This is a genomic window from Rhodococcus sp. PSBB066, from assembly GCF_017068255.1.
GTDB classification, from domain to species: domain Bacteria; phylum Actinomycetota; class Actinomycetes; order Mycobacteriales; family Mycobacteriaceae; genus Rhodococcus; species Rhodococcus aetherivorans.
The window spans coordinates 192,567-212,815 of record NZ_CP070859.1 but is presented as its reverse complement, the minus strand read 5'-3'; the positions used below and the strand labels follow the sequence as shown (position 1 = coordinate 212,815).

18 protein-coding genes and 1 pseudogene are annotated in these 20,249 nt (G+C 71.2%); 13 read left to right on the top strand and 6 right to left on the bottom strand.

The annotated features are described in order from the left end of the window. Positions 1-89: 89 nt before the first annotated feature. From JYA75_RS01000 to JYA75_RS00955, 10 genes are all read left to right on the top strand, one after another. Positions 90-905 (top strand): DUF6779 domain-containing protein, encoded by an 816-nt coding sequence (locus JYA75_RS01000; RefSeq protein ID WP_006930401.1) that lies wholly within the window; start codon positions 90-92, stop codon positions 903-905. Between the two features lie 129 nt (positions 906-1,034). After that, positions 1,035-1,970, top strand: coding sequence for a DUF2520 domain-containing protein (locus tag JYA75_RS00995; RefSeq protein WP_203329582.1), 936 nt, complete (start codon positions 1,035-1,037; stop codon positions 1,968-1,970). Continuing rightward, complete coding sequence (panC, locus tag JYA75_RS00990; protein ID WP_006930397.1) at positions 1,963-2,904, top strand: pantoate--beta-alanine ligase; 942 nt, start codon at positions 1,963-1,965, stop codon at positions 2,902-2,904. Before JYA75_RS00995 ends, panC begins: the two co-directional genes overlap by 8 nt. A 32-nt stretch (positions 2,905-2,936) precedes the next feature. Then, positions 2,937-3,374 (top strand): aspartate 1-decarboxylase, encoded by a 438-nt coding sequence (gene panD / locus JYA75_RS00985; RefSeq protein WP_029540720.1) that lies wholly within the window; start codon positions 2,937-2,939, stop codon positions 3,372-3,374. A 2-nt stretch (positions 3,375-3,376) separates the two neighbouring features. Continuing rightward, positions 3,377-4,219 carry a type III pantothenate kinase gene (locus JYA75_RS00980; RefSeq protein WP_203329581.1) on the top strand — a complete coding sequence of 281 codons (843 nt, stop codon included), beginning with the start codon at positions 3,377-3,379 and terminating at the stop codon, positions 4,217-4,219. An 87-nt stretch (positions 4,220-4,306) separates the two neighbouring features. Next, a complete protein-coding gene (locus JYA75_RS00975) occupies positions 4,307-4,750 on the top strand; it encodes a rhodanese-like domain-containing protein (RefSeq protein WP_006930391.1) in 444 nt (147 codons plus the stop codon). A 91-nt stretch (positions 4,751-4,841) separates the two neighbouring features. Further along, complete coding sequence (lysS, locus tag JYA75_RS00970; protein WP_006930389.1) at positions 4,842-6,350, top strand: lysine--tRNA ligase; 1,509 nt, start codon at positions 4,842-4,844, stop codon at positions 6,348-6,350. A 102-nt stretch (positions 6,351-6,452) separates the two neighbouring features. After that, positions 6,453-6,809, top strand: coding sequence for an Lsr2 family protein (locus tag JYA75_RS00965; protein ID WP_006930387.1), 357 nt, complete (start codon positions 6,453-6,455; stop codon positions 6,807-6,809). A gap of 271 nt (positions 6,810-7,080) precedes the next feature. After that, complete coding sequence (locus JYA75_RS00960) at positions 7,081-8,511, top strand: phospholipase D-like domain-containing protein (RefSeq protein ID WP_102799747.1); 1,431 nt, start codon at positions 7,081-7,083, stop codon at positions 8,509-8,511. Between the two features lie 256 nt (positions 8,512-8,767). Beyond that, positions 8,768-11,293 (top strand): ATP-dependent Clp protease ATP-binding subunit, encoded by a 2,526-nt coding sequence (locus tag JYA75_RS00955; protein ID WP_029540728.1) that lies wholly within the window; start codon positions 8,768-8,770, stop codon positions 11,291-11,293. A gap of 70 nt (positions 11,294-11,363) precedes the next feature. Here JYA75_RS00955 and JYA75_RS00950 read toward each other — a convergent pair whose 3' ends face one another. Continuing rightward, positions 11,364-11,957 carry a TIGR03086 family metal-binding protein gene (locus tag JYA75_RS00950; RefSeq protein WP_029540731.1) on the bottom strand — a complete coding sequence of 198 codons (594 nt, stop codon included), beginning with the start codon at positions 11,955-11,957 and terminating at the stop codon, positions 11,364-11,366. 93 nt (positions 11,958-12,050) lie between these two features. On the opposite strand from JYA75_RS00950, the gene JYA75_RS00945 reads away from it, so the two are divergent. Continuing rightward, positions 12,051-12,998 (top strand): WYL domain-containing protein, encoded by a 948-nt coding sequence (locus JYA75_RS00945; RefSeq protein WP_185713909.1) that lies wholly within the window; start codon positions 12,051-12,053, stop codon positions 12,996-12,998. A gap of 9 nt (positions 12,999-13,007) precedes the next feature. Here JYA75_RS00945 and JYA75_RS00940 read toward each other — a convergent pair whose 3' ends face one another. Continuing rightward, complete coding sequence (locus tag JYA75_RS00940) at positions 13,008-13,772, bottom strand: PIG-L deacetylase family protein (protein WP_029540736.1); 765 nt, start codon at positions 13,770-13,772, stop codon at positions 13,008-13,010. A 106-nt stretch (positions 13,773-13,878) separates the two neighbouring features. Between JYA75_RS00940 and JYA75_RS00935 the strand changes: the two genes are divergently transcribed. Further along, positions 13,879-15,078 (top strand): acyl-CoA dehydrogenase family protein, encoded by a 1,200-nt coding sequence (locus JYA75_RS00935; RefSeq protein ID WP_168579027.1) that lies wholly within the window; start codon positions 13,879-13,881, stop codon positions 15,076-15,078. Positions 15,079-15,100: 22 nt separating this feature from the next. On the opposite strand, the gene JYA75_RS00930 is transcribed toward JYA75_RS00935, so the two are convergent. Then, positions 15,101-17,959, bottom strand: coding sequence for a BTAD domain-containing putative transcriptional regulator (locus JYA75_RS00930; protein WP_185713907.1), 2,859 nt, complete (start codon positions 17,957-17,959; stop codon positions 15,101-15,103). Between the two features lie 48 nt (positions 17,960-18,007). Beyond that, positions 18,008-18,625: a YrhK family protein gene (locus JYA75_RS00925; protein WP_006930360.1), complete on the bottom strand. Its 618-nt coding sequence runs from the start codon at positions 18,623-18,625 to the stop codon at positions 18,008-18,010. A gap of 232 nt (positions 18,626-18,857) precedes the next feature. On the opposite strand from JYA75_RS00925, the gene JYA75_RS00920 reads away from it, so the two are divergent. After that, positions 18,858-19,298, top strand: a complete 441-nt coding sequence (locus JYA75_RS00920) for an OsmC family protein (RefSeq protein ID WP_006947898.1) — start codon at positions 18,858-18,860, stop codon at positions 19,296-19,298. 79 nt (positions 19,299-19,377) lie between these two features. On the opposite strand, the gene JYA75_RS00915 is transcribed toward JYA75_RS00920, so the two are convergent. Further along, positions 19,378-19,881: a DUF1990 domain-containing protein gene (locus JYA75_RS00915; protein ID WP_006947899.1), complete on the bottom strand. Its 504-nt coding sequence runs from the start codon at positions 19,879-19,881 to the stop codon at positions 19,378-19,380. 10 nt (positions 19,882-19,891) lie between these two features. Then, positions 19,892-20,219: pseudogene (locus JYA75_RS00910) on the bottom strand (antibiotic biosynthesis monooxygenase). Positions 20,220-20,249 lie beyond the last annotated feature (30 nt).

Genomic DNA, 20,249 nt, shown 5'->3' with positions numbered 1-20,249 from the left:
ACCCGGCGGCCGCGCCCAGTAGTCTGGAACGCATGGGGACTCCGGTGCGAACGAGGAAGGGCCGTCGGTCACGGCGCAGCGCGAGTTCTGTGATCGTGGCGGCGCTGCTCGCCCTGGCGTTGATCGCGTCGCTGTTCCTGGTCTTCAGCGACAGCGTCCAGCTGCTGCGCGTCGGTCTGGTCGTCGCGTTGTGGGCCGCCACCGTCGGCGCGATCGCGATGACGAAGTACCGTCGCGAGTCGGCGCTGGACCGTGCCAAGGTCCGGGATCTGCAGACCGTGTACGAGTTGCAGCTCGAACGGGAGATCGCGGCGCGGCGGGAGTACGAGCTGACCGTCGAGGAGAAGGTCAGGTCGGAGCTGCGGATCGATGCCGACCAGATGGCGGCCCTGCGCGCCGAGCTCGGTGCCCTGCGCCGCAACCTCGAGGTGCTCTTCGAGGGCCGGCTGCCCGAGGACCGCGCGGCGTTGTGGGCGGGCCGGGGACAACTGCAGGAGCTCGGCGGCGGGAACTTCCGGGTGACGGCCGCGCCCCGTCCGGCAGGCCCGTTCTTCGCCTCGCCCGACGACGAGCCGGTGACCGCCGAGACCACGGTGGTCACCGACGGCGACACGACGACGGCCGTGCCCCGCCGGCCGGCGGGCGCGACGGCCGCTCCCGGCGGATCCGAGGACACGGAACGGCGGGACCGGACCGAGCCGGAGGAACCGGCCGAACCGGAGGGCCGGGCCGAGTCCGGGTCGCAGCCGGAGGAACCCGAGGAGCAGGCCGAGGCGGACGACGACGCCGAGCCCACGGGCCGACGCGCCCGGCGACGGCGGCCGGACGGTGCCGGCGGCGAGGGGGCACACAGCCAGGGCCGCACGGTCGCGGAGATCCTCGCCGCCCTGTCCGCCGAGCGCTGAGCGTTCGCCGCGCCGGGTGAGGCGCAGATCACGTTCCCCGGCCATGGCCGGGGTTGCTCGGGCCGCGCTATTGTCGGTCGGAACGTCTGGTACCCGCCGAGCGGGACTGGAACGAACGAGAGGACTCCCGTGACCTCCTTCGGGATCACAAACGAGCCTGCGCCTGCACGACTGACGGTCGGAATCGTTTCCGCCGGGCGGGTGGGCACGGCGATCGGCGCGGCACTCGAACGCGTCGGCCACCTGGTCGTGGCCTGTTCCGCGGTATCCGAACTGTCCAAGCACCGCGCCCGCACCCGGCTTCCGGACACCGAGGTTCTCCCCGTCGACGAGGTCGCCGCCCGCTGCGACCTGCTGCTCCTCGCCGTTCCGGACTCGGAACTCGGCTCGCTCGTCCGCGGGCTCGCCGACACCGGCTCCGTCTCGCGCGGCACGATCGTCGCCCACACGTCCGGCGCGAACGGCGTCGGCATCCTCGCTCCGCTCACCGAGCAGGGCATCGTGCCGCTCGCCATCCACCCGGCGATGACCTTCACCGGCCACGACGAGGACACTGCCCGGCTCGCCTCGGCGTGCTTCGGCATCACGGCTGCCGACGACATCGGCTACGCGATCGCCCAGTCCCTCGTGCTCGAGATCGGTGGCGAACCGGTGCGCGTCCGCGAGGAGCGGCGCGCGCTGTACCACGCCGCGCTCGCGCACGGCAGCAACCACCTCGTCACCCTCGTGGTGGATGCGGTGGAGGCGCTGCGGGTGGCGCTCGAGGGCGACGAACTGCTCGGCCAGCAACTCGTCGATGACGCGCCCGGCGGTGTCGCCGAGCGGGTGCTGCAGCCGCTGTTGTCGGCGGCCCTCGACAACGCGTTGCGCCGCGGGCCGTCGGCGCTGACCGGACCCGTCGCCCGCGGCGACGCACAGGCCGTGGCCACGCACCTGCGGGTGCTCGGGGAGGTCGATCCCCGGATCGCTACCGGATACCGCGCGATGTCCCTGCGATCCGCGCAGCGCGCCGGAGCGAAACCCGAACTGATGGAGATCCTCGAAGGGGCTGATCACGGTGAGTGAATCGCAACAGGGCGGCTACGTGCGCGGCGAACTGACCGTGCACCACGACCCCGCCGCCCTGACCAAGGTCACCAAGGCGCTGCGTGGTGTCGGCCGCACGGTCGCCCTCGTGCCGACGATGGGCGCCCTGCACGCCGGTCACCTGGAGCTCGTGCGGCAGGCGAAGCTCACCGGTGCCGTGGTGGTGGTGTCCGTCTTCGTCAATCCGTTGCAGTTCGGGGCCGGTGAGGATCTCGACGCCTACCCGCGCACCCTCGACGCCGACCTGGAGCTGCTGCGGGAGGCCGGCGTCGAGCTGGCGTTCGTGCCGTCGGTGTCCGCGATGTACCCGAAGGGCCGGCGGACCGTGATCCACCCGGGGCCGTTGGGGGCGGAGCTCGAGGGTGGCAGCCGCCCGACGCATTTCGCGGGGATGCTCACGGTGGTGGCGAAGCTGCTGCAGATCGTCGCCCCCAATGTCGCCTTCTTCGGCGAGAAGGACTACCAGCAGCTCGCCCTGATCCGGCAGATGGTGGAGGACCTCAACTTCGACGTCCGCATCGTGGGCGTGCCCACGGTGCGTGAGCAGGACGGGCTGGCGCTGTCCTCACGCAACCGCTACCTGGATCCGGAACAGCGCCGGGTCGCCACCGTGCTGTCCGCGGCGCTGGTCGCCGGGGCGCACGCCGCCGCCGGCGGTCCCGAGGCGGTGCTCACCACCGCGCGCGAGGTGCTCGCCGCCGCGCCCGAGGTGGAGCTGGACTACCTCGAGCTGCGCGGCGTGGACCTCGGGCCCGCGCCGGAACGCGGCGACGGCCGGCTGCTGATCGCCGCGCGGATCGGCACCACCCGGCTCATCGACAACGTCGGTGTCGCGATCGGCACCGGATTCCTCGAACGCGAGACCGGCCCGGTCGACGCGTCCACCCCCGACGACCTGCTCACCCGCCGATAGCGCGACCGGCCCGAAAAAGCTGAGGAGACACCATGTTCCGCACGATGATGAAGTCGAAGATCCACCGCGCCACGGTGACCCACGCCGATCTGCACTACGTGGGTTCGGTAACCGTCGACCAGGACCTGATGGACGCCGCCGACCTGCTCGAGGGCGAGCAGGTCGCCATCGTCGACATCGACAACGGCAACCGTCTCGAAACCTATGTCATCGCGGGCGAGCGCGGCTCCGGCATCATCGGGATCAACGGTGCGGCAGCGCGTCTCGTGAGTCCCGGTGATCTCGTCATCCTCATCGCCTACGGCGTGATGAACGAGCAGGAGTGCCGCGACTACGACCCGCGCGTGGTGTTCGTCGACGCGGACAACCGGCAGGTCGAACTCGGCAACGATCCGGCGCACGCGCCGGAGGGTTCCGGCCTGATCACCCCGCGCATGCTCGCCACTCTCGACTCCGGTTCGTTGGTGTAGCAGTGCTCCTCGCTGTCGACGTCCGGAACACGAACGTCGTCCTGGGCCTGTTTACCGGCAGCGGCTCGCACGCGAAGCTGTTGCGGGACTGGCGGATGCGCACCGATCCGCGCATGACCGCCGACGAGCTCGCGCTCATCTTCCGTGGTCTGCTCGGCGGGTACGCCGACCAGATCACCGGCGTGACCGCGCTGTCCACGGTGCCGTCGGTGCTGCGCGAGATCCGGGTGATGCTGGGCCGCTACTGGGAACACGTGCCGCACGTGGTCGTCGAGCCGGGTGTGCGCACCGGGGTGCCGCTGCTCGTCGACAACCCCAAGGAGGTCGGCGCCGATCGCATCGTCAACAGCCTTGCGGCACATCACTTCTACGACCGGCCGTGCATCGTGGTCGACTTCGGGACGTCCACGTGCGTGGACGTGGTCTCGGCGAAGGGCGAGTTCCTCGGCGGCATCATCGCCCCCGGCATCGAGGTGTCGATGGACGCGCTGGCCTCCCAGTCCGCGGCGCTGCGCAAGGTGGAACTGCTGCGCCCGCGCGCCGTGGTCGGCAAGAACACCGTCGAATGCATGCAGTCCGGTGCGGTTTTCGGATTCGCCGGGATGGTCGACGGGCTGGTGCGCCTGGTGCGTGCCGAGCAGCGCGGATTCGAGGGTGACGACGTCGCGGTCCTCGGGACCGGCGACCGTGCGCCGTTGATCATGCCGGAGTCCGAGACGCTCGAGCACCACGAACCGGACCTGACGCTGGAGGGCCTGCGCCTGGTGTACGAGCGCAATCTCGCACGGCGCGGCGCCCGATCCGCCGCCGTGGGTTCCGCCCGCCGCGATCCTGTGCAAGAATAGTCGCCGTGATCCGCTGCATGAGCGCCCAGGAGTGTTGTCGAGGCTGACGTCCGCCTCGATCGTTCACACATACCTGGAGTCACCCTCATGCGCACTGCGCTTGCTGCATCCTTCGTCGCCGCACCCGTTCACACTCTCCCGCTCACCACCGAGCGCACCTATCCGGCCGGGCTGGCCGCGACCGTCGCGCGCGGCGCGGTGGTCGTCGACATCCGCACCCACGCCGAACGCGCGGTCCAGGGCACCCTGCCCGGGGCGCTGGCCATCTCCGCCGAGCTGCTGCCCCGGCGCCTGCATCCCACCAGCGACGAGCGTCTGGCGGTGGCCGTCGACCGCGACGTCGAGTGGGTCGTGGTCTCGGCCTCCGGCGCGGAGACCGACGCCGTCGTCGCCGCGCTGCAGGCGCTCGGGCTGCGCCGCGTCACCGGCCTCGTCGGCGGGTACGCGGCCCTCGCGGCGGCCGGGGCGACCGATGCGATCGCCGCGGCCCCGCACGTCGAGGACGACGTGGCGCGCGTGACCGCGCACTGACCCGGCGGGCGCCGGCGCCCCGGGCACCTCGGCCCTGCGCAGGCGCTGGTCCTGCGCAGGCGCTCGAGGCGGTCCGATAGTCTGGTCACCCGTGAGTGATGCACCCGTTCAGCAGTCCGACGACACCCCCGAGCAGATCCGCATCCGCCGCGAGAAGCGCGAACGGATCCTGGCGCAGGGCAAGGACGCGTACCCCGTCGTCGTGCCCCGCACTCACACCCTCGCGGAGATCCGGGAGAAGTATCCGGACCTCGAGCCCGACACGACGACCGGGGAGCAGGTCGGCGTCGCGGGCCGGGTCATCTTCTTCCGCAACACGGGCAAGCTGTGCTTCGCCACGTTGCAGGAGGGCGACGGCACCCAGTTGCAGGCGATGATCAGCCTCAACGGCGTCGGCGAGGAGTCCCTTGCGGCGTGGAAGCACGACGTGGACCTGGGCGACTTCGTGTTCGTGCACGGCGAGGTGATCAGCTCTCGGCGCGGCGAGCTCAGCGTCATGGCGGACTCGTGGCAGATGGCCGCCAAGGCCCTGCGGCCGCTGCCGGTGGCGCACAAGGAGATGAACGAGGAGACCCGGGTCCGGCAGCGCTACGCCGACCTGATCGTGCGTCCCGAGGCCCGCGCCAACGCCCGCATGCGTGTCGCGGTGGTGCGCGAGTTGCGCAACGCGCTCGAGCGGCGCGGCTTCCTCGAGGTCGAGACCCCGATGCTGCAGACCCTGCACGGCGGCGCGACGGCCCGTCCGTTCGTCACCCATTCGAACGCCCTCGACATGGATCTGTATCTGCGCATCGCGCCGGAGCTGTTCCTCAAGCGCTGCGTGGTGGGCGGCATCGAGAAGGTCTTCGAGATCAACCGCAACTTCCGCAACGAGGGTGCCGACTCCACGCACTCGCCCGAATTCGCGATGCTCGAGACGTACGAGGCGTACGGCACGTACGACGATTCGGCGACGATGACCCGGGAACTCATCCAGGAGGTGGCGATGGCGGTGTTCGGCACCCACGTCGTCACCCTCGCCGACGGCACCGAATACGACCTCGGCGGCGAGTGGAAGACGATGGAGATGTACCCGTCGCTGTCGGCGGCCATCGGAACCGAGGTCACGCCCGACACGTCGCTGGAGGAGCTGCACGCCCTCGCCGATCGGGTGGGTCTCGAGGTCCCGGAAGGCAAGGGCTGGGGCCACGGAAAGCTCGTCGAGGAGTTGTGGGAGCACCAGTGCGGCGACCAGTTGCACGAGCCGACGTTCGTGCGGGACTACCCCGTCGAGACCTCGCCCCTCACGCGGCAGCACCGCAGCAAGAACGGCGTGACCGAGAAGTGGGATCTGTACGTGCGTGGTTTCGAACTCGCCACCGGTTACTCGGAACTCGTCGACCCCGTGATCCAGCGGGAGCGGTTCGTCGACCAGGCGCGGCTCGCCTCGGCCGGTGACGACGAGGCGATGGTTCTCGACGAGGACTTCCTCGCGGCGATGGAACAGGGTATGCCTCCGACGACCGGAACCGGCATGGGAATCGACCGTTTGCTGATGGCGCTGACGGGCCTCGGAATCCGGGAAACAATCCTGTTCCCAATTGTTCGCCCGGCGAGGTAATTGATCGCATTCGTTTTCCGTATTGCCATGAATTGATTCCCGGGTATTGTTGTCTCGTACCGCGGGGGGCCGCGCTTCTTCATTCGAGAGGATTTGCAGCACATGGCAAAGAAGGTCACCGTTACCCTGATCGACGACGTGGACGGGGAGACGGCGGCGGACGAGTCCGTGGAATTCGGGCTCGACGGAGTCACCTACGAGATCGATCTGTCGGAAGACAACGCAGCCAAGCTCCGGGAGGAATTGGAGTTCTGGGTCACTCATGCCCGCAAGGTGGGTGGCCGTAAGCGCGCGAAGGTCGTGCCCACCGCGCCCGCTCCCCGCAAGTCTTCTCGCGGCGGCACGGACCGGGAACGTACCGCGGAAATTCGGGAATGGGCCCGCAACAACGACATGCCCGTCTCGGCCCGAGGCCGTATCTCCGCCGAAATCATCGAGGCTTACAACAAGGCGCACTGAGCCGGAAGCGCTGCCTTCCGTCCGACCGAGGCGATATCCGCGACAACTGTCGCGGATATCGCCTCGTCGTCGTGCCTCGCGGAATTCTTTGTTATTCGTTCGAAAAAAGAAACGGTCGGTCGGAACGGGACGCCGCCGGAAGTGGAGACAGTCGGGAAGCGGAGACAGTCGGGAATCGGAGACAGTCGGGAATTGGAGACAAGGGTCACACCCGCTCGGTATCCCGTCCGTCGCGGCGGAAACGGCGGTATCCCCGGGTAGCGTGTCGGCCATGGGAGAGCGGATTGCCGTCCCGGGTGAGACGTGCTGGCGGGTCGATCGTGCCGATCGCCTCGCCTGCATTGTCGACGCCGCCGACTATTTCCGATACGCCAAGTCGGCGATGCTGCAGGCACGGCGGCGGATCCTCCTGATCGGGTGGGACTTCGACACGAGGATCAAGCTCGAACCCGACCGGAAGACCCTCGAAGGCCCGAACCGGCTGGGCGCATTCCTCAAGTGGCTGCCGCACCGGCACCCGGATCTCGAGGTGTTCCTGCTGAAGTGGAACATCGGCGCATTCGCAGCAATCGGGCGCGGGATGACACCGGTCTTCGTGCTCAACTGGATGAGCGACCCGCGGCTCCGGCTCGAAATCGACGGCGCCCATCCCGTGGGAGCGGCACACCACCAGAAGATCATCGTGATCGACGACGCCGTCGCGTTCTGTGGGGGCATCGACATGACCGTCGATCGCTGGGACACCAGCGAGCATCCCGACCACAGCCGCTACCGGCGGGAGCCGAACGGCCGTCGGTACGGACCGTGGCACGACGTGACGACCGCGGTGGACGGCGCGGCCGCCCGCGCGATCGGCGAACAGGCTCGCGCCCGGTGGAAGGCGGCAACGGGGGAGGACCTCGAGCCGGTCGACACCGGGCACACCATCTGGCCCGACGGGCTGCGCCCGGCCCTGCGCGACGTCGATGTCGCCGTCGCACGGACCCTCCCCGAACTCGGCGACCGGGCGGAGGTGCGGGAGATCGAGGCCCTCTACCTGGCGGTGATCGCCGGCGCCCGCCGCACGCTCTACCTGGAGAGCCAGTACCTGGCGTCCCGGACGCTCGCCGAGGCCCTCGCGAAGCGGCTGCGGGAACCGGACGGCCCGCAGATCGTGCTGGTGCTGCCGCGCAACGCCGAGGGCTGGCTCGAGCAGAAGGCGATGGACGGCGCCCGCCGCAAGCTGCTGCACCTGCTGTGGAACGCCGACGTCCACGGCCGGTTCGCCGCCTACTACCCCGTCACCGCGGGCGGGGCGCCGATCTATGTGCACGCCAAGGTCGTCGTCATGGACGACGTGCTGCTGCGCATCGGCTCGTCGAACCTGAACAACCGGTCCCTGGGCTTCGACACCGAGTGCGATCTCTTCGTCGAAGCGGACCACGAGGGCGACCACATCAGCCGCGCGGTGGTCGAGATGCGGGAGCGCCTGCTGTCCGAGCACCTCGGGGTGTCCCCGGCCGACGTCGCGTCCGCCGTCCGGTCCGAAGGTTCGCTCGTCGCCGCGGTGGAGCGGCTGCGCGGACCCGGTCGGACCCTCGCGCTCTTCGAGCCGGGCACCGTCGCCGACGAGGACAGCCCCCTCGCGGAGAACGAACTCGTCGACCCGGAACGCGCCCCGCAGCGCATCGGACGGCGCATTCGCCAGCTGATGCCCCGCTGAGCAGCGTGTTCGCTGCTGGCGTACACGGAGGCGGGAACGCCGTGCCGACGTGCAGCGTTACCCCTCGTGACCGGAGTTGCCGCCCGCGCCGATCGGGTGGAGGGGCAGCGCCTCGAAACGGCGGCAACTAGAGTGTCAAGTGGGGTCGTGGAACCTGGTTCCACTCGACGACTCGAGTGCCGGAGCGAAACGCGGCAGCCGGGTCCGGAACGATCCGCGTACCGGACCTGTCGGCCGGAGAGTGTGAGGGAGTGCGATGTTCGAAAGGTTCACCGATCGCGCGCGGCGCGTCGTCGTCCTGGCTCAGGAAGAGGCCAGGATGCTCAACCACAACTACATCGGCACGGAGCACATTCTCCTGGGCCTCATTCACGAAGGCGAGGGCGTAGCGGCCAAGTCGCTCGAATCTTTGGGGATCTCCCTCGAAGGCGTCCGCAGCCAGGTCGAGGAGATCATCGGCCAGGGACAGCAGGCCCCGTCGGGCCACATCCCGTTCACGCCCCGTGCCAAGAAGGTGCTCGAGCTCAGCCTGCGTGAGGCGCTGCAGCTCGGACACAACTACATCGGTACCGAGCACATCCTCCTCGGCCTCATCCGCGAGGGCGAGGGCGTCGCGGCACAGGTGCTCGTCAAGCTCGGTGCGGACCTGAACCGGGTGCGCCAGCAGGTCATCCAGCTGCTCTCCGGGTACCAGGGCAAGGAGCCCCAGGAATCCGGCACCAGCCGTGGCGAGGCCGGCACCCCGTCGACGTCGCTGGTGCTCGACCAGTTCGGCCGCAACCTCACGCAGGCCGCGCTCGAGGGCAAGCTCGACCCCGTCATCGGTCGCGCCAAGGAAATCGAGCGCGTCATGCAGGTCCTGAGCCGCCGCACCAAGAACAACCCGGTGCTCATCGGCGAGCCGGGCGTCGGCAAGACCGCCGTCGTCGAGGGCCTGGCGCAGGCCATCGTCAACGGCGAGGTCCCCGAGACGCTCAAGGACAAGCAGCTGTACACCCTCGACCTCGGTTCGCTGGTCGCGGGCAGCCGCTACCGCGGTGACTTCGAGGAACGCCTGAAGAAGGTGCTCAAGGAGATCAACAGCCGCGGCGACATCATCCTGTTCATCGACGAGCTGCACACGCTCGTCGGCGCGGGTGCCGCCGAGGGCGCCATCGACGCGGCGTCGATCCTGAAGCCGAAGCTGGCGCGCGGCGAGCTGCAGACCATCGGTGCCACCACCCTCGACGAGTACCGCAAGTACATCGAGAAGGACGCCGCGCTCGAGCGCCGGTTCCAGCCGGTGCAGGTGGGCGAGCCGACGGTCGAGCACACCATCGAGATCCTCAAGGGCCTGCGCGACCGGTACGAGGCGCACCACCGCGTGTCCATCACCGACAAGGCGCTGGTCGCCGCGGCGAGCCTGGCCGACCGCTACATCAACGACCGCTTCCTGCCGGACAAGGCGATCGACCTCATCGACGAGGCCGGTGCGCGCATGCGCATCCGCCGGATGACCGCGCCGCCGGACCTGCGCGAGTTCGACGACAAGATCGCCGACGCGCGCCGGGAGAAGGAATCCGCGATCGACGCGCAGGACTTCGAGAAGGCCGCGAACCTGCGCGACAAGGAGAAGCAGCTCGTCGCGCAGCGCGCCGAGCGCGAGAAGCAGTGGCGCGCCGGTGATCTCGACGTCATCGCCGAGGTCGACGAGGAGCAGATCGCCGAGGTCCTCGCCAACTGGACCGGTATCCCGGTGTTCAAGCTCACCGAGGAGGAGACCACCCGTCTGCTCCGCATGGAGGACGAGCTGCACAAGCGGATCATCGGCCAGGAGGACGCCGTCAGGGCCGTCGCCAAGGCGATCCGGCGTACCCGCGCCGGCCTGAAGGACCCGAAGCGTCCCGCCGGTTCGTTCATCTTCGCCGGCCCGTCCGGCGTCGGTAAGACCGAGCTGTCGAAGGCGCTCGCGAACTTCCTGTTCGGCGAGGACGACGCGCTCATCCAGATCGACATGGGCGAGTTCCACGACCGGTTCACCGCGTCGCGGCTCTTCGGTGCCCCTCCGGGCTACGTCGGCTACGAAGAGGGCGGCCAGCTCACCGAGAAGGTGCGCCGCAAGCCGTTCTCCGTGGTCCTGTTCGACGAGATCGAGAAGGCCCACCAGGAGATCTACAACACCCTCCTGCAGGTCCTCGAGGATGGCCGCCTCACCGACGGCCAGGGACGCACGGTCGACTTCAAGAACACCGTGCTGATCTTCACCTCGAACCTCGGTACCGCCGACATCTCGAAGGCGGTCGGCCTGGGCTTCACCAAGGGCTCCGGCGCCGAGTCGAACTACGAGCGGATGAAGCTCAAGGTCAACGACGAGCTGAAGAAGCACTTCCGGCCCGAGTTCCTCAACCGCATCGACGACATCATCGTCTTCCACCAGCTCACGCAGGATCAGATCATCCAGATGGTGGACCTGATGATCGGCCGCGTCGAGGTGCAGCTGAAGAACAAGGACATGGGCATCGAGCTCACCGAGAAGGCGAAGTCGCTGCTCGCGAAGCGGGGCTTCGATCCGGTCCTCGGCGCCCGGCCGCTGCGCCGCACGATCCAGCGCGAGATCGAGGACCAGCTCTCGGAGAAGATCCTCTTCAACGAGATCGGCCCCGGCCAGATCGTCCTGGTCGACGTCGAAGGCTGGGACGGCGAGGGTGCCGGGGAGAACGCGAAGTTCACCTTCACCCCGAGCGAGAAGCCGGCCGCGGTGCCCGACACCCCGGCGGTGGCCCTGGCCAAGGACGCCGAGTAGTCCTGCTCCGACGAACGCCGACGGGCGGCACCCACTGCGGGTGCCGCCCGTCGGCGTTGGTGTGTCGGGATCAGCGCCGCCAGGCCGCGGTGTCCCGCCCGGACCAGTTCGCGAGCCGCTCGACGGGGCTCGCGTCCGGCGCCGGCTCGACGGCCGCGCCGAAGGGAACCCGTCCGCCGCGCACGGAGGCGGGGATCTTGCTGCGCGCGACGACGAACGCGGCCTCCACGAGCACCGGATCCGGCTCGGCCGGCAGTCCCGTGGCGACGGCGAGATCCCAGCCGTGCACGAGGGCCTCGTTGAGATTGCTCAGCACCGCGGCGCGGCCGGGCACCGTTCCCCACGGCGCGACGACGGGCCGGTCGAGCAGGTCGTCGTCGCTCCACACCTTCCGGTAGTGGGCCTGCGCCCGCTCGAGTTCGGCGCGCCACGCGTCGTCGGGCACGCCCGTCAGGAACTCCGGAACGCTCAGCGGGTCGCCGTCGCTGCCGATCACGCGGCCGCGATCGACGGTGGCGACGAGGTGGCCGAGCAGCGCGCGCACGTCGTAGTCCGGGCAGGGCGTCGGGTCGGTCATCTGCTCGGGGCGGACCTCGTCGATCAGCGTGGCCACCCACGCCAGGGCGTCGCGGTAGAGGGGACGGGGGTCGGACGCGGTGCTCATATCGGGCCTTTCGGTCGTGTGGTTGCTGCCGGACACGATCCTGCGCGCGAAACACGACACCTTCTGTCATGTATTTCTGGGAGAGTTCGGCAGGTGCGAGCCGATCGGTTGCTGTCCCTGGTCCTGCTGCTGCGACACCGGGGCCGGATGACCGCCCCCGCGATCGCCAGGGAACTCGAGGTCTCGGTGCGCACCGTGCTGCGCGACGTCGAGGCCCTGTCGGCGGCCGGGATCCCCGTCTACGCCGAACGCGGACGCGACGGCGGTTTCGCGCTGCTCCCCGGCTTCACCACCGACCTGACCGGCCTGACCGTCGACGAGGCGACCGCCCTGCTCGCGGCGAGCGCGTCGGCCACCCCCGACTCGCTCGGCATGGCCTCCGCGTTCGCCTCGGCGATGCGGAAGGTGACCGTCGCGCTGCCCGAGGCGCAGCGCACCGCCGCCGCGCGGGTCGGGGAGCGGATCGTCGTCAGCTCGTCGGGGTGGGTGGTCGATCACCGGCGGGACGAGCACCTCGGCGTCGTCCAGCAGGCCGTGTTCACCGATCGCCGCCTGCGCATCCGCTACCGCTCCCGTGGCGCCGAGGCGCGGTGGCGGACGGTCGACCCGCTCGGGCTGGTCAGCGCGGCGGGCCGCTGGTATCTGGTGGCGCTGCATCGCGGCGCCGAACGCACCTACCGCCTCTCCCGCATGGAACGGGTGCAACCGCTCGACACCGCGGCTCACCGCCCACCCGACGTCGACCTCGCCCGGATCTGGCAGCGGCGCCGCACCGAGTTCCGGGCCGGTCTGGGCACGGTCACCGCCGCGGTGCGGATCCGGGACCGGCGCCGGGAAGACCTCGCGGGGATCGCGATCCGCGTCGTCGCGCAGCGGCCCACCGGCGACGGCTGGTGGGAGGCCGAGGCGGAGTTCGGCGGGGCCACCCACGCCGGCGCCGCGATGTGGCAACTCGGCGACGACGCCGAGCTGCTCGGGCCGCCCGAACTCCGGGAGCAGGTCCGGTCGTCGGCCGAGCGCCTCGCCGAGCGGCACCGGTAGCCCGGCCCGTCACCGCGCCACTGCGGTTCTCGTCGCCGCATCGCCGCGGTCCGGGACGCGAGGGGCGGCGACGAACGCCTCCTCCGCGATCTGGGCCGCGTAGACCGCCGGGTCGATCCGCGCGACGAGGTCGGCGGTCTGGGTCGCCATGGCCCGCAGCGCGGTGAGTTTGCGGTCGAGCGCGAGCCCGTGCAGCCGGACGTGGACCGCGAGCCGCTCTTCGCGCACGCCCGTGGGGCGCTCGTCGCTCATGTACATGCCCCATTCCTCGTAGAGGTCCCGGAACCGGTCGAGATGCTCCACGGTGGGGGTGGCATACAGCAGCCGGGAACGGCAACCGCGGTCACGCCAGGCCCGGGTGACCCAGCGGTGCACGGCGGTGTGGTCGGGGTGGTAGGTCATCCCGTCGGCACCGAAGGTCAGGATCGTGCCGGGGCGGACGTCGTCGAGGAGCCGTCCGGCCCACGCGAGACCGGTGTCCTCGTGCTCGGCGAGGGCACCGTCCGGCAGGCCGAGGACGTGGTGCTCTTCGACACCGAGGACGGCCATGGCGGCGGCCGCTTCCCAGCGGCGGACCCGGCCCAGCCGCTCCGGAGGCCACGAGCGGGGGTCGGCGGTTCCGTGCTCGCCGGCGGTGGCCGAGGCGCACACGACGCGCCGGCCGTCGTCGCGGGCGGCGGCCATGACGCCGGCGGCGAGGTAGGTCTCGTCGTCGGGGTGGGCCCAGATCGACAGGATCGTCCCGGACAGGGGCAGGGATGTCGTCGCGTTCATGCCTCTCACGGTCCGTGCGGGCCCTGCCCCGGCGCTCCCGCGCGCTCTCGGCGCGCTGGGATCCGGTGGGAGCGCGGTGAGAGCAGGCGGGCGCATCGTCGTGGCCATGGACACCACACTCACCCTGAACCCCACCCGGAACCGGACCGCGGCCGAGTTGCCGACCGAGATGCTGGAGCGGTTCCGATCCCGTGCCGGCGAACTCGACCGGTCCAACTCCTACTTCGACGAGGACCTCGCCGAGCTGCGGGCCGCCGGCTATCTCGGCGCCGCCGTACCCACCCGCTACGGGGGATGGGGCCTCGATCTGGCCCGGCTGGCCGCGAGCCAGCGGCGCCTCGCCCGCTACGCCCCGGCGACCGCGCTGGCGATGACGATGCACTCCTACTGGATCGGGATCGCCACCGAACTGGAACGCACGGGCGACACGTCGCTCCGCTGGATCCTGGAGGCCGCGGTGGCCGGCGACGTGTTCGCCGCCGGACACGCCGAGACGGGCAACGACATCCCGGTGCTGCTGTCGACGTGCCGGGCGCAGCGCGTGGCGGGCGGCTACCGGCTCACCGGCCGCAAACAGTTCGGCTCCAACGGTCCGGCGTGGCGGTGGCTCGGCGCGCACGCCGTCGACGCGGACGCGGCGGGCGGGCCGCACATCGTGCACGCCTTCGTCGAACGAGGCAGCGCGGGGGTGAAGGTCGTGGAGACGTGGGACACCCTCGGCATGCGGCCGACGCAGAGCCACGACACGGTTCTCGACGACGTCTTCGTGCCCGACGACCGCATCGGGCGGGTCGTCCCCGCGGGCGACGGCAGCGACCCGTTCCTCGTGGCGATGACGATGTGGCCGCTCTCGCTCATGGCGGCGGTGTACCTGGGGATCGCCGACCGCGCCCTGGAACTCGCCGTCCGCAGCGCCCGGCGCAAGACCTCGGTGGCGATCGAGCGGGGCGCGTACGCGTACAACCCGTTCGTGCAGCACCAGGTCGCGGAGATGTATCTCGAGCTGGACGCCGCCTCGGCGACGCTCGACCGGTTCGTCGCGGACTGGGTGGCCGGCACGGACCACGGCGACGAGTGGGTGCCCAAGGTGTATGCGATGAAGTGGCGGGCGGTGGAAGCGGCCAAACGGGTCGTCGACATCGCCCTCGACGTGGCCGGTGGCGCCGGCATGTTCACCGGGAACGAGCTCGAACGCCTCTACCGCGACGTGCGGTGCGGGGGATTCCACCCCGGCAACGACGCGCTCACCCACGAACTCGTCGGCAAGTCGCTGCTCGGCATTCTCGGCGAACAGCCCAGGTGGTGAGGTCGCGCCCCGGCCCGGGCGGTCACAGCGCGCGGAGCGCATGCTCGGCGGCGGCCTCGCCGTCGAGCATCGCGCCGTGTCGTCGCGCCGCCTCGTACGCGTCGTCGCCGAGCGCGGCGCGCAGTCGCGCGCCGAGCTCGTCCAGGGCCACCTCGTCGGCGCCGAAGATGCGATGACCGGCCGCGGTCGCGCGCACGGCCCCCTCGAGCACCGCGGCGTCGCGGTAGCGGTCCAGGCGTTCGAGAAGCCCGGCGATCGAGCGCAGCATCGTCCACTGCGTCGACCACATCCCGGCGCGCCGCCAGTGCGGGATCAGGCGCCGGTACTCGTCGGCGGCGGCCGCCGGGTCACCGATCCGGGCGTCGATGGACGCCTTCGACGCGCCGGCGAGACCGGTCACGAACGAGGCGTTCGTCTGTTCCGCGATGTCCAGTGCCCGAGCGAAGCGCGCGCGGGCCCGTTCGACGTCGACTGCCAGGTCCGCCTCCCCGGCGCAGTGCCAGACATACGCGGCGTGCGGGGTGCGTGCGTCGGCGACCTCGGCGAGGAGTGCCTCGGCTTGCTCGACGGCGGCCGGGTCACCCGCATAGCCCAACGGCAGCAGCTCCGTGGCCCGCGCCATGAGCCGCTGCGCCGGGTCGTTCGCGGCGGCCGCGGCGGCCCGCCGGTACCAGGCGGCGGCCTCGTCGAGATGCCCCTCGAACAACTCGTAGCTCCCGCGAACGGTCATCGCCTCCGCCGCCGGCTCGGTCTTCGCCCGCTCGACGGCGCGCAACGCAGCGGCGCTGAGCCGACCCGTCTCGGCCACGTCGCCGGACATCCATGCCGCGTAGGCGGCCACCACCCGCACGCGCGCGGCGAACGGGCTCCGGCCCTCCGGATCGGCGTCGATCACCAGCCGCGCCCAGCCCAGCACGTCCGGTCGCAGCCGGAAGATCCCGTAGTCCAGCAGGGCATTGACGAGACGACCCGCGAGCGCGACCTCGTCGTGGTCGAGCAACCAGCCGAGCGCGCTGCGCAACTCCGGTACGGCGGCATCGATCTGCGCCAGGACCTGCTCGCCCGGCTGCAGCAGTCGTGAATCCGCCCGGTCGACCCAGTCGGCCAGGTGCCGGGCGTGCCGTTCCGCGACGAGGTCGACCCGGCCCTCGCGGGTGAGTTGTTCGGCGCCGAACGCCCGCAGCGTCTCGAGCAGCATGTACCGGCGGCCGGGTATCCGCAGCACCAGCGAGCGCTCCACGAGGTGTGTCAACGCCGCGGTGACCGTCCCCGGATCCGTGCCGCAGACCGCCGCGGCGTCGGCCGCGTCGAACGAGCCCGAGAACACCGACAGTTCCGCGAAGGTCCGCTGCAGATCCTCCGCGAGCAGCCCGAACGACCACGACACCGCCGCGGCCAGCGACCCGTGCCGCGGCGACGTGCGGTACCCCGACGCCAGCAGCTCGAAGCGGTGGTCCAGGCCCGCGGCGACCTCCGCGACCTCGTGGGTGTGCAGGCACGCGGCTGCCAGCTCGATCGCCAACGGCAACCCGTCCAGGCGCCGCACGATCTCGGCGATGCAGGCGAGTTCTCGCCCGTCCGGCTCGAAGCCCGGGACGACGGCCCGCGCCCGCTCCTCGAACAACCGCACGGCCGGTGCGTCCTCGCCGTCGTACGACAGCGTCGGCACCTGGCGGACGTGCTCGCCTACGACTCGGAGCCGCTCCCGGCTCGTCGCCACGATCCGCACGTGCGCGCAGGTGGCGAGCAGGCGTTCGACGACAGCGGCGATCGGATCGAGCACGTGCTCACAGTTGTCGAGCAGCAGCACGAGCTCGGTGTCGCCCAGCACGTCGGCCACTCGCTCGGCGAGGGAGGTGCCGGGACGGGCGTCGATCCGCAGGGCGGCGGCGGCCACGTCGACCGCGGAGTCCGGGTCGGCAGTGGCCAATTCGCACAACACCACCGGCCGATCCGGTCGGGCGGCCCGGAGCCGGTGCCCGACCTCGAGGAGCAACCGGGTCTTGCCGACCCCGCCCGGACCGACCAGGGTCACCAGGCGCCCGGACTCCGCCAGCTCGGTCACCGCCACCGCCAGGGCGTCCCGGCCGACGAGCGACGTCGCCGGAACCGGCAATCGGCCCACCGGCGCCCACACCCGGTCGGCGGCACCGGCGAGCAGTTCCGCGTGGTGAGCCGCCAGTGCCGGCGACGGTTCGATGCCCAGCTCGTCGCCGAGCAGCCGCCGGAAGTCGTCGTAGACCCGTAGCGCCTCGGCCCGGCGTCCGGTCGCCGCGAGCGCCGTCATCAGCAGCGCGCGCGGCCGTTCCCGCAGCGGCTGCGCGTCGGCGAGCGCCACCAGTTCGGCAACGAGGCCGTCGGTGTCGCCCCGTCCGAGCCGCACCTCGGCCCGGACCTCGTGGGCCCGGGAACGCAGCTCCTCCAGCCGCGTCGCCTCGGCCCGGGCCTCGTCCACCTCGTCGAGTTCGGGGTAGGCGGGGCCCTGCCAGCGCGCGAGCACGGCGTCGATCTCGGCCGGCACGCCCGCATCCCCCGTCGCCCCCGCGCTCAGGGCCACCACGAGCCGGTCGGCGTCGACCTCGACACCGGCCGGATCGAGCCGATAGCCCTCACCGACGGACTCGATCAGGCCGTCGGGCAGACCACGGCGAAGCCGGAACATGTGGTTCTGCAGGGCGGCGGCCGGATCCGCCGGTCGCCTGGACGGCCACAGGGCATCGACGGCGGAGTGCGCCGGCACCACCCGGCCCCGCCGGAGCACCAGCAGTGCCAGCAGGCGTCGCTGCAGCAGCCCGTCGGGAGTGATGTCGCGCCGATCCGCATCCAGCACGCGGAGCGGGCCGAGTACCTCGACTCGCGCCCGGTCGCCACCCGTGACCACGAAACCATTGGACCACTCCCGCCGGTCTCCTGCCGAGACCCGGGGCCTTCACGTGCGATGCGGTTCCGGCGGATCGGCGGGCCGCATCCACAGCGCCGCGACGAGGAAGCACACCGCCCCGACGAACGTGCCGAGGTCCGCGAGCCGCGGCGCGAGTGTTTCGCCGGCCGGATCGATGTGGGCGCCGACGGCCGAGGCGCCGAATGCGAGCGAACCGAGCATGTTCAGCCACGTGCTGCGCCAGTTGCGGGCGTGCGGATCCCACAGCGCATCGGTGTCGGTGGTGGCCACCACCGCCAGTGCGCTGCTGACGAGGAAGCACACCGACCCGACGGCGTCGGGCCGCCACACCAGGTTCCGCTCCTCGGACGCCGTCAGGCCGGCGACGAGCGCGAATCCGGTGCTCACGTTGAACGCGAGTGTGCCCGCCCACTGCACCGCGGCCGACCACCAGTCGTACCGGTCCACGCGCGTCGCCGCGGGCGGGCGGTGCGTCAGCAGCAGTTGCACGGTCGCTGCCGCGGTGAAGAACCACGAGCCCACGAAGTAGAGCAGATTCGAGGTGGCGGCGGGGAGGACGAGCACGCCGCCGGAACCGGCGGCGAACAGGGCGGAGCCGATGACGAACAGCCGCGACTCGCGGCGCAGCGTCGGCCGGGTGAACACACCCGCGAACCTAGCGGGCGCGGCCCGCCGCCGTGCAGAGGGGCGGCCCGCCGCCGTGCAGCAGGGGCGGCCCGCCGCCGTGCAGCAGGGGCGGCCCGCCGCCGTGCAGAACCGGAGCCGGCCCGCCGCCGTGCAGCAGGGGCGGCCCGCCGCCGTGCAGAACCGGAGCCGGGCCGCGCGACGTGGCGTAGGTTCGGCGGGGGAGGACACCCCACGACGAAGGGACCGATCGATGCCCACACGTACCGCTCGCACCGCCTGGAACGGTGGCCTGCAGGACGGCGCCGGACAGGTCGAACTCACCAGCTCCGGCCGCGCCACGTTCGACGTCTCGTTCCCCAAGCGGGCCGCCGAGGACGCCGGTGGCACCACCAGTCCGGAGGAGCTCATCGCCGCGGCACACTCGTCGTGCTACGCGATGCAGCTCTCGGCGCTGATCGCCGAGGCCGGCGGCACGCCGCAGAGCCTCGACGTCACGGCCGACGTCTCGCTCGGCCCCGACCCGGACGGCGGTTTCCGGCTCACCGGCATCAAGCTGACGGTGCGCGGCGAGGTCGACGGCCTCGATGCCGACGGGTTCGCGAAGGCCGCGCAGGGTGCCAAGGAGGGCTGCCCGGTCAGCAAGGCACTGACCGGGGTGGACATCACGCTCGACGCGGCACTCGAATCCTGAGCGATTCCACCACCGCGGGTGCGCACCCGCTGCGGCGACGACCGTGTCGTCCCCGGCACCCGCGCACCCGCGGTGTGGGTCACCGTCCGGCGAGCGCGTCGAGGTAGCGGCCCATCATCCACCGCTGAGCGAGCGGCAGGACCGGCGCGCCGAGGCGGGTGAACCATCGGCCGGGGCGGGAGACGGCGCTGATGTGGCCGAACACCGCGCCGTCGGGCCGTCGCTCGACGACGAACGCCTCCTCACCGCTGACGGGGTGACCGTCGAGGGTGCCGTACGCGAAACCGCGGCGATCCGGCTCGTCGACGACGTAGACCACGCGGCACCACGCACCCCAGCGCGCCGGACCGAACCGTGGATCCAGCCGTACCTCCAGCCCCGCCCGCGGCCGCGGAGTATTCGCATCGACGCGAAACCCCGCATGCCGCTGCATGTTCCAGCTTTCCAGTGCCCGAACGGCGGTGCGGAACGCGACGTCGCCCGAGCCGAGGCGGCGGGTGAGGTGCGCGTGCCGGAACCCTGCCGGAACCCTGCCGCGCGTGGCGCCGACGTGCGGGTAGTTGAAAGAGCGCTGCGCGTTCACGGCGGCGCGCTCAGCCCTGATCGGTGTCCTCGCCGGCGGCCTTGACGTCGAGCACGACCTCGAATTCGAGCAGCGACGCCCCCCGACGCGACCGGCCGCTTCGCCTCACCGGCGTGCGCCTGCCGGGCCGGGCCGTCCCGCCACGCCGCGAACGCCTCCTCCGACTCCCACTGGGTCACCACGAAGTAGCGCGTCTCGCCCTGCACCGGCCGCAGGAGCTGGAAACCGAGGAAGCCCGGCGAGTTCTCCACGGTGTGCGCGCGATGCGCGAAGCGCGTCTCCAGTTCCGGGCCCGCGCCCTCGGGGACCTCGATTGCATTGATCTTCACCACTGCCATGGCGGCGAGCGTACTCCGCTACCTTGGCGG

Excerpts from the sequence above, each read along its gene's own strand:
- JYA75_RS00950 (WP_029540731.1), bottom strand. The coding sequence starts at position 11,957 with ATGAGCACCGCGTCCGACCCCCGTCCCCTCTACCGCGACGCCCTGGCG.
- JYA75_RS00920 (WP_006947898.1), top strand. The coding sequence starts at position 18,858 with ATGCCCACACGTACCGCTCGCACCGCCTGGAACGGTGGCCTGCAGGAC.
- JYA75_RS00960 (WP_102799747.1), top strand. The coding sequence starts at position 7,081 with ATGGGAGAGCGGATTGCCGTCCCGGGTGAGACGTGCTGGCGGGTCGAT.
- JYA75_RS00975 (WP_006930391.1), top strand. The coding sequence starts at position 4,307 with ATGCGCACTGCGCTTGCTGCATCCTTCGTCGCCGCACCCGTTCACACT.
- JYA75_RS00965 (WP_006930387.1), top strand. The coding sequence starts at position 6,453 with ATGGCAAAGAAGGTCACCGTTACCCTGATCGACGACGTGGACGGGGAG.
- JYA75_RS00935 (WP_168579027.1), top strand. The coding sequence starts at position 13,879 with ATGGACACCACACTCACCCTGAACCCCACCCGGAACCGGACCGCGGCC.
- JYA75_RS00955 (WP_029540728.1), top strand. The coding sequence starts at position 8,768 with ATGTTCGAAAGGTTCACCGATCGCGCGCGGCGCGTCGTCGTCCTGGCT.
- panD (WP_029540720.1), top strand. The coding sequence starts at position 2,937 with ATGTTCCGCACGATGATGAAGTCGAAGATCCACCGCGCCACGGTGACC.
- JYA75_RS00940 (WP_029540736.1), bottom strand. The coding sequence starts at position 13,772 with ATGAACGCGACGACATCCCTGCCCCTGTCCGGGACGATCCTGTCGATC.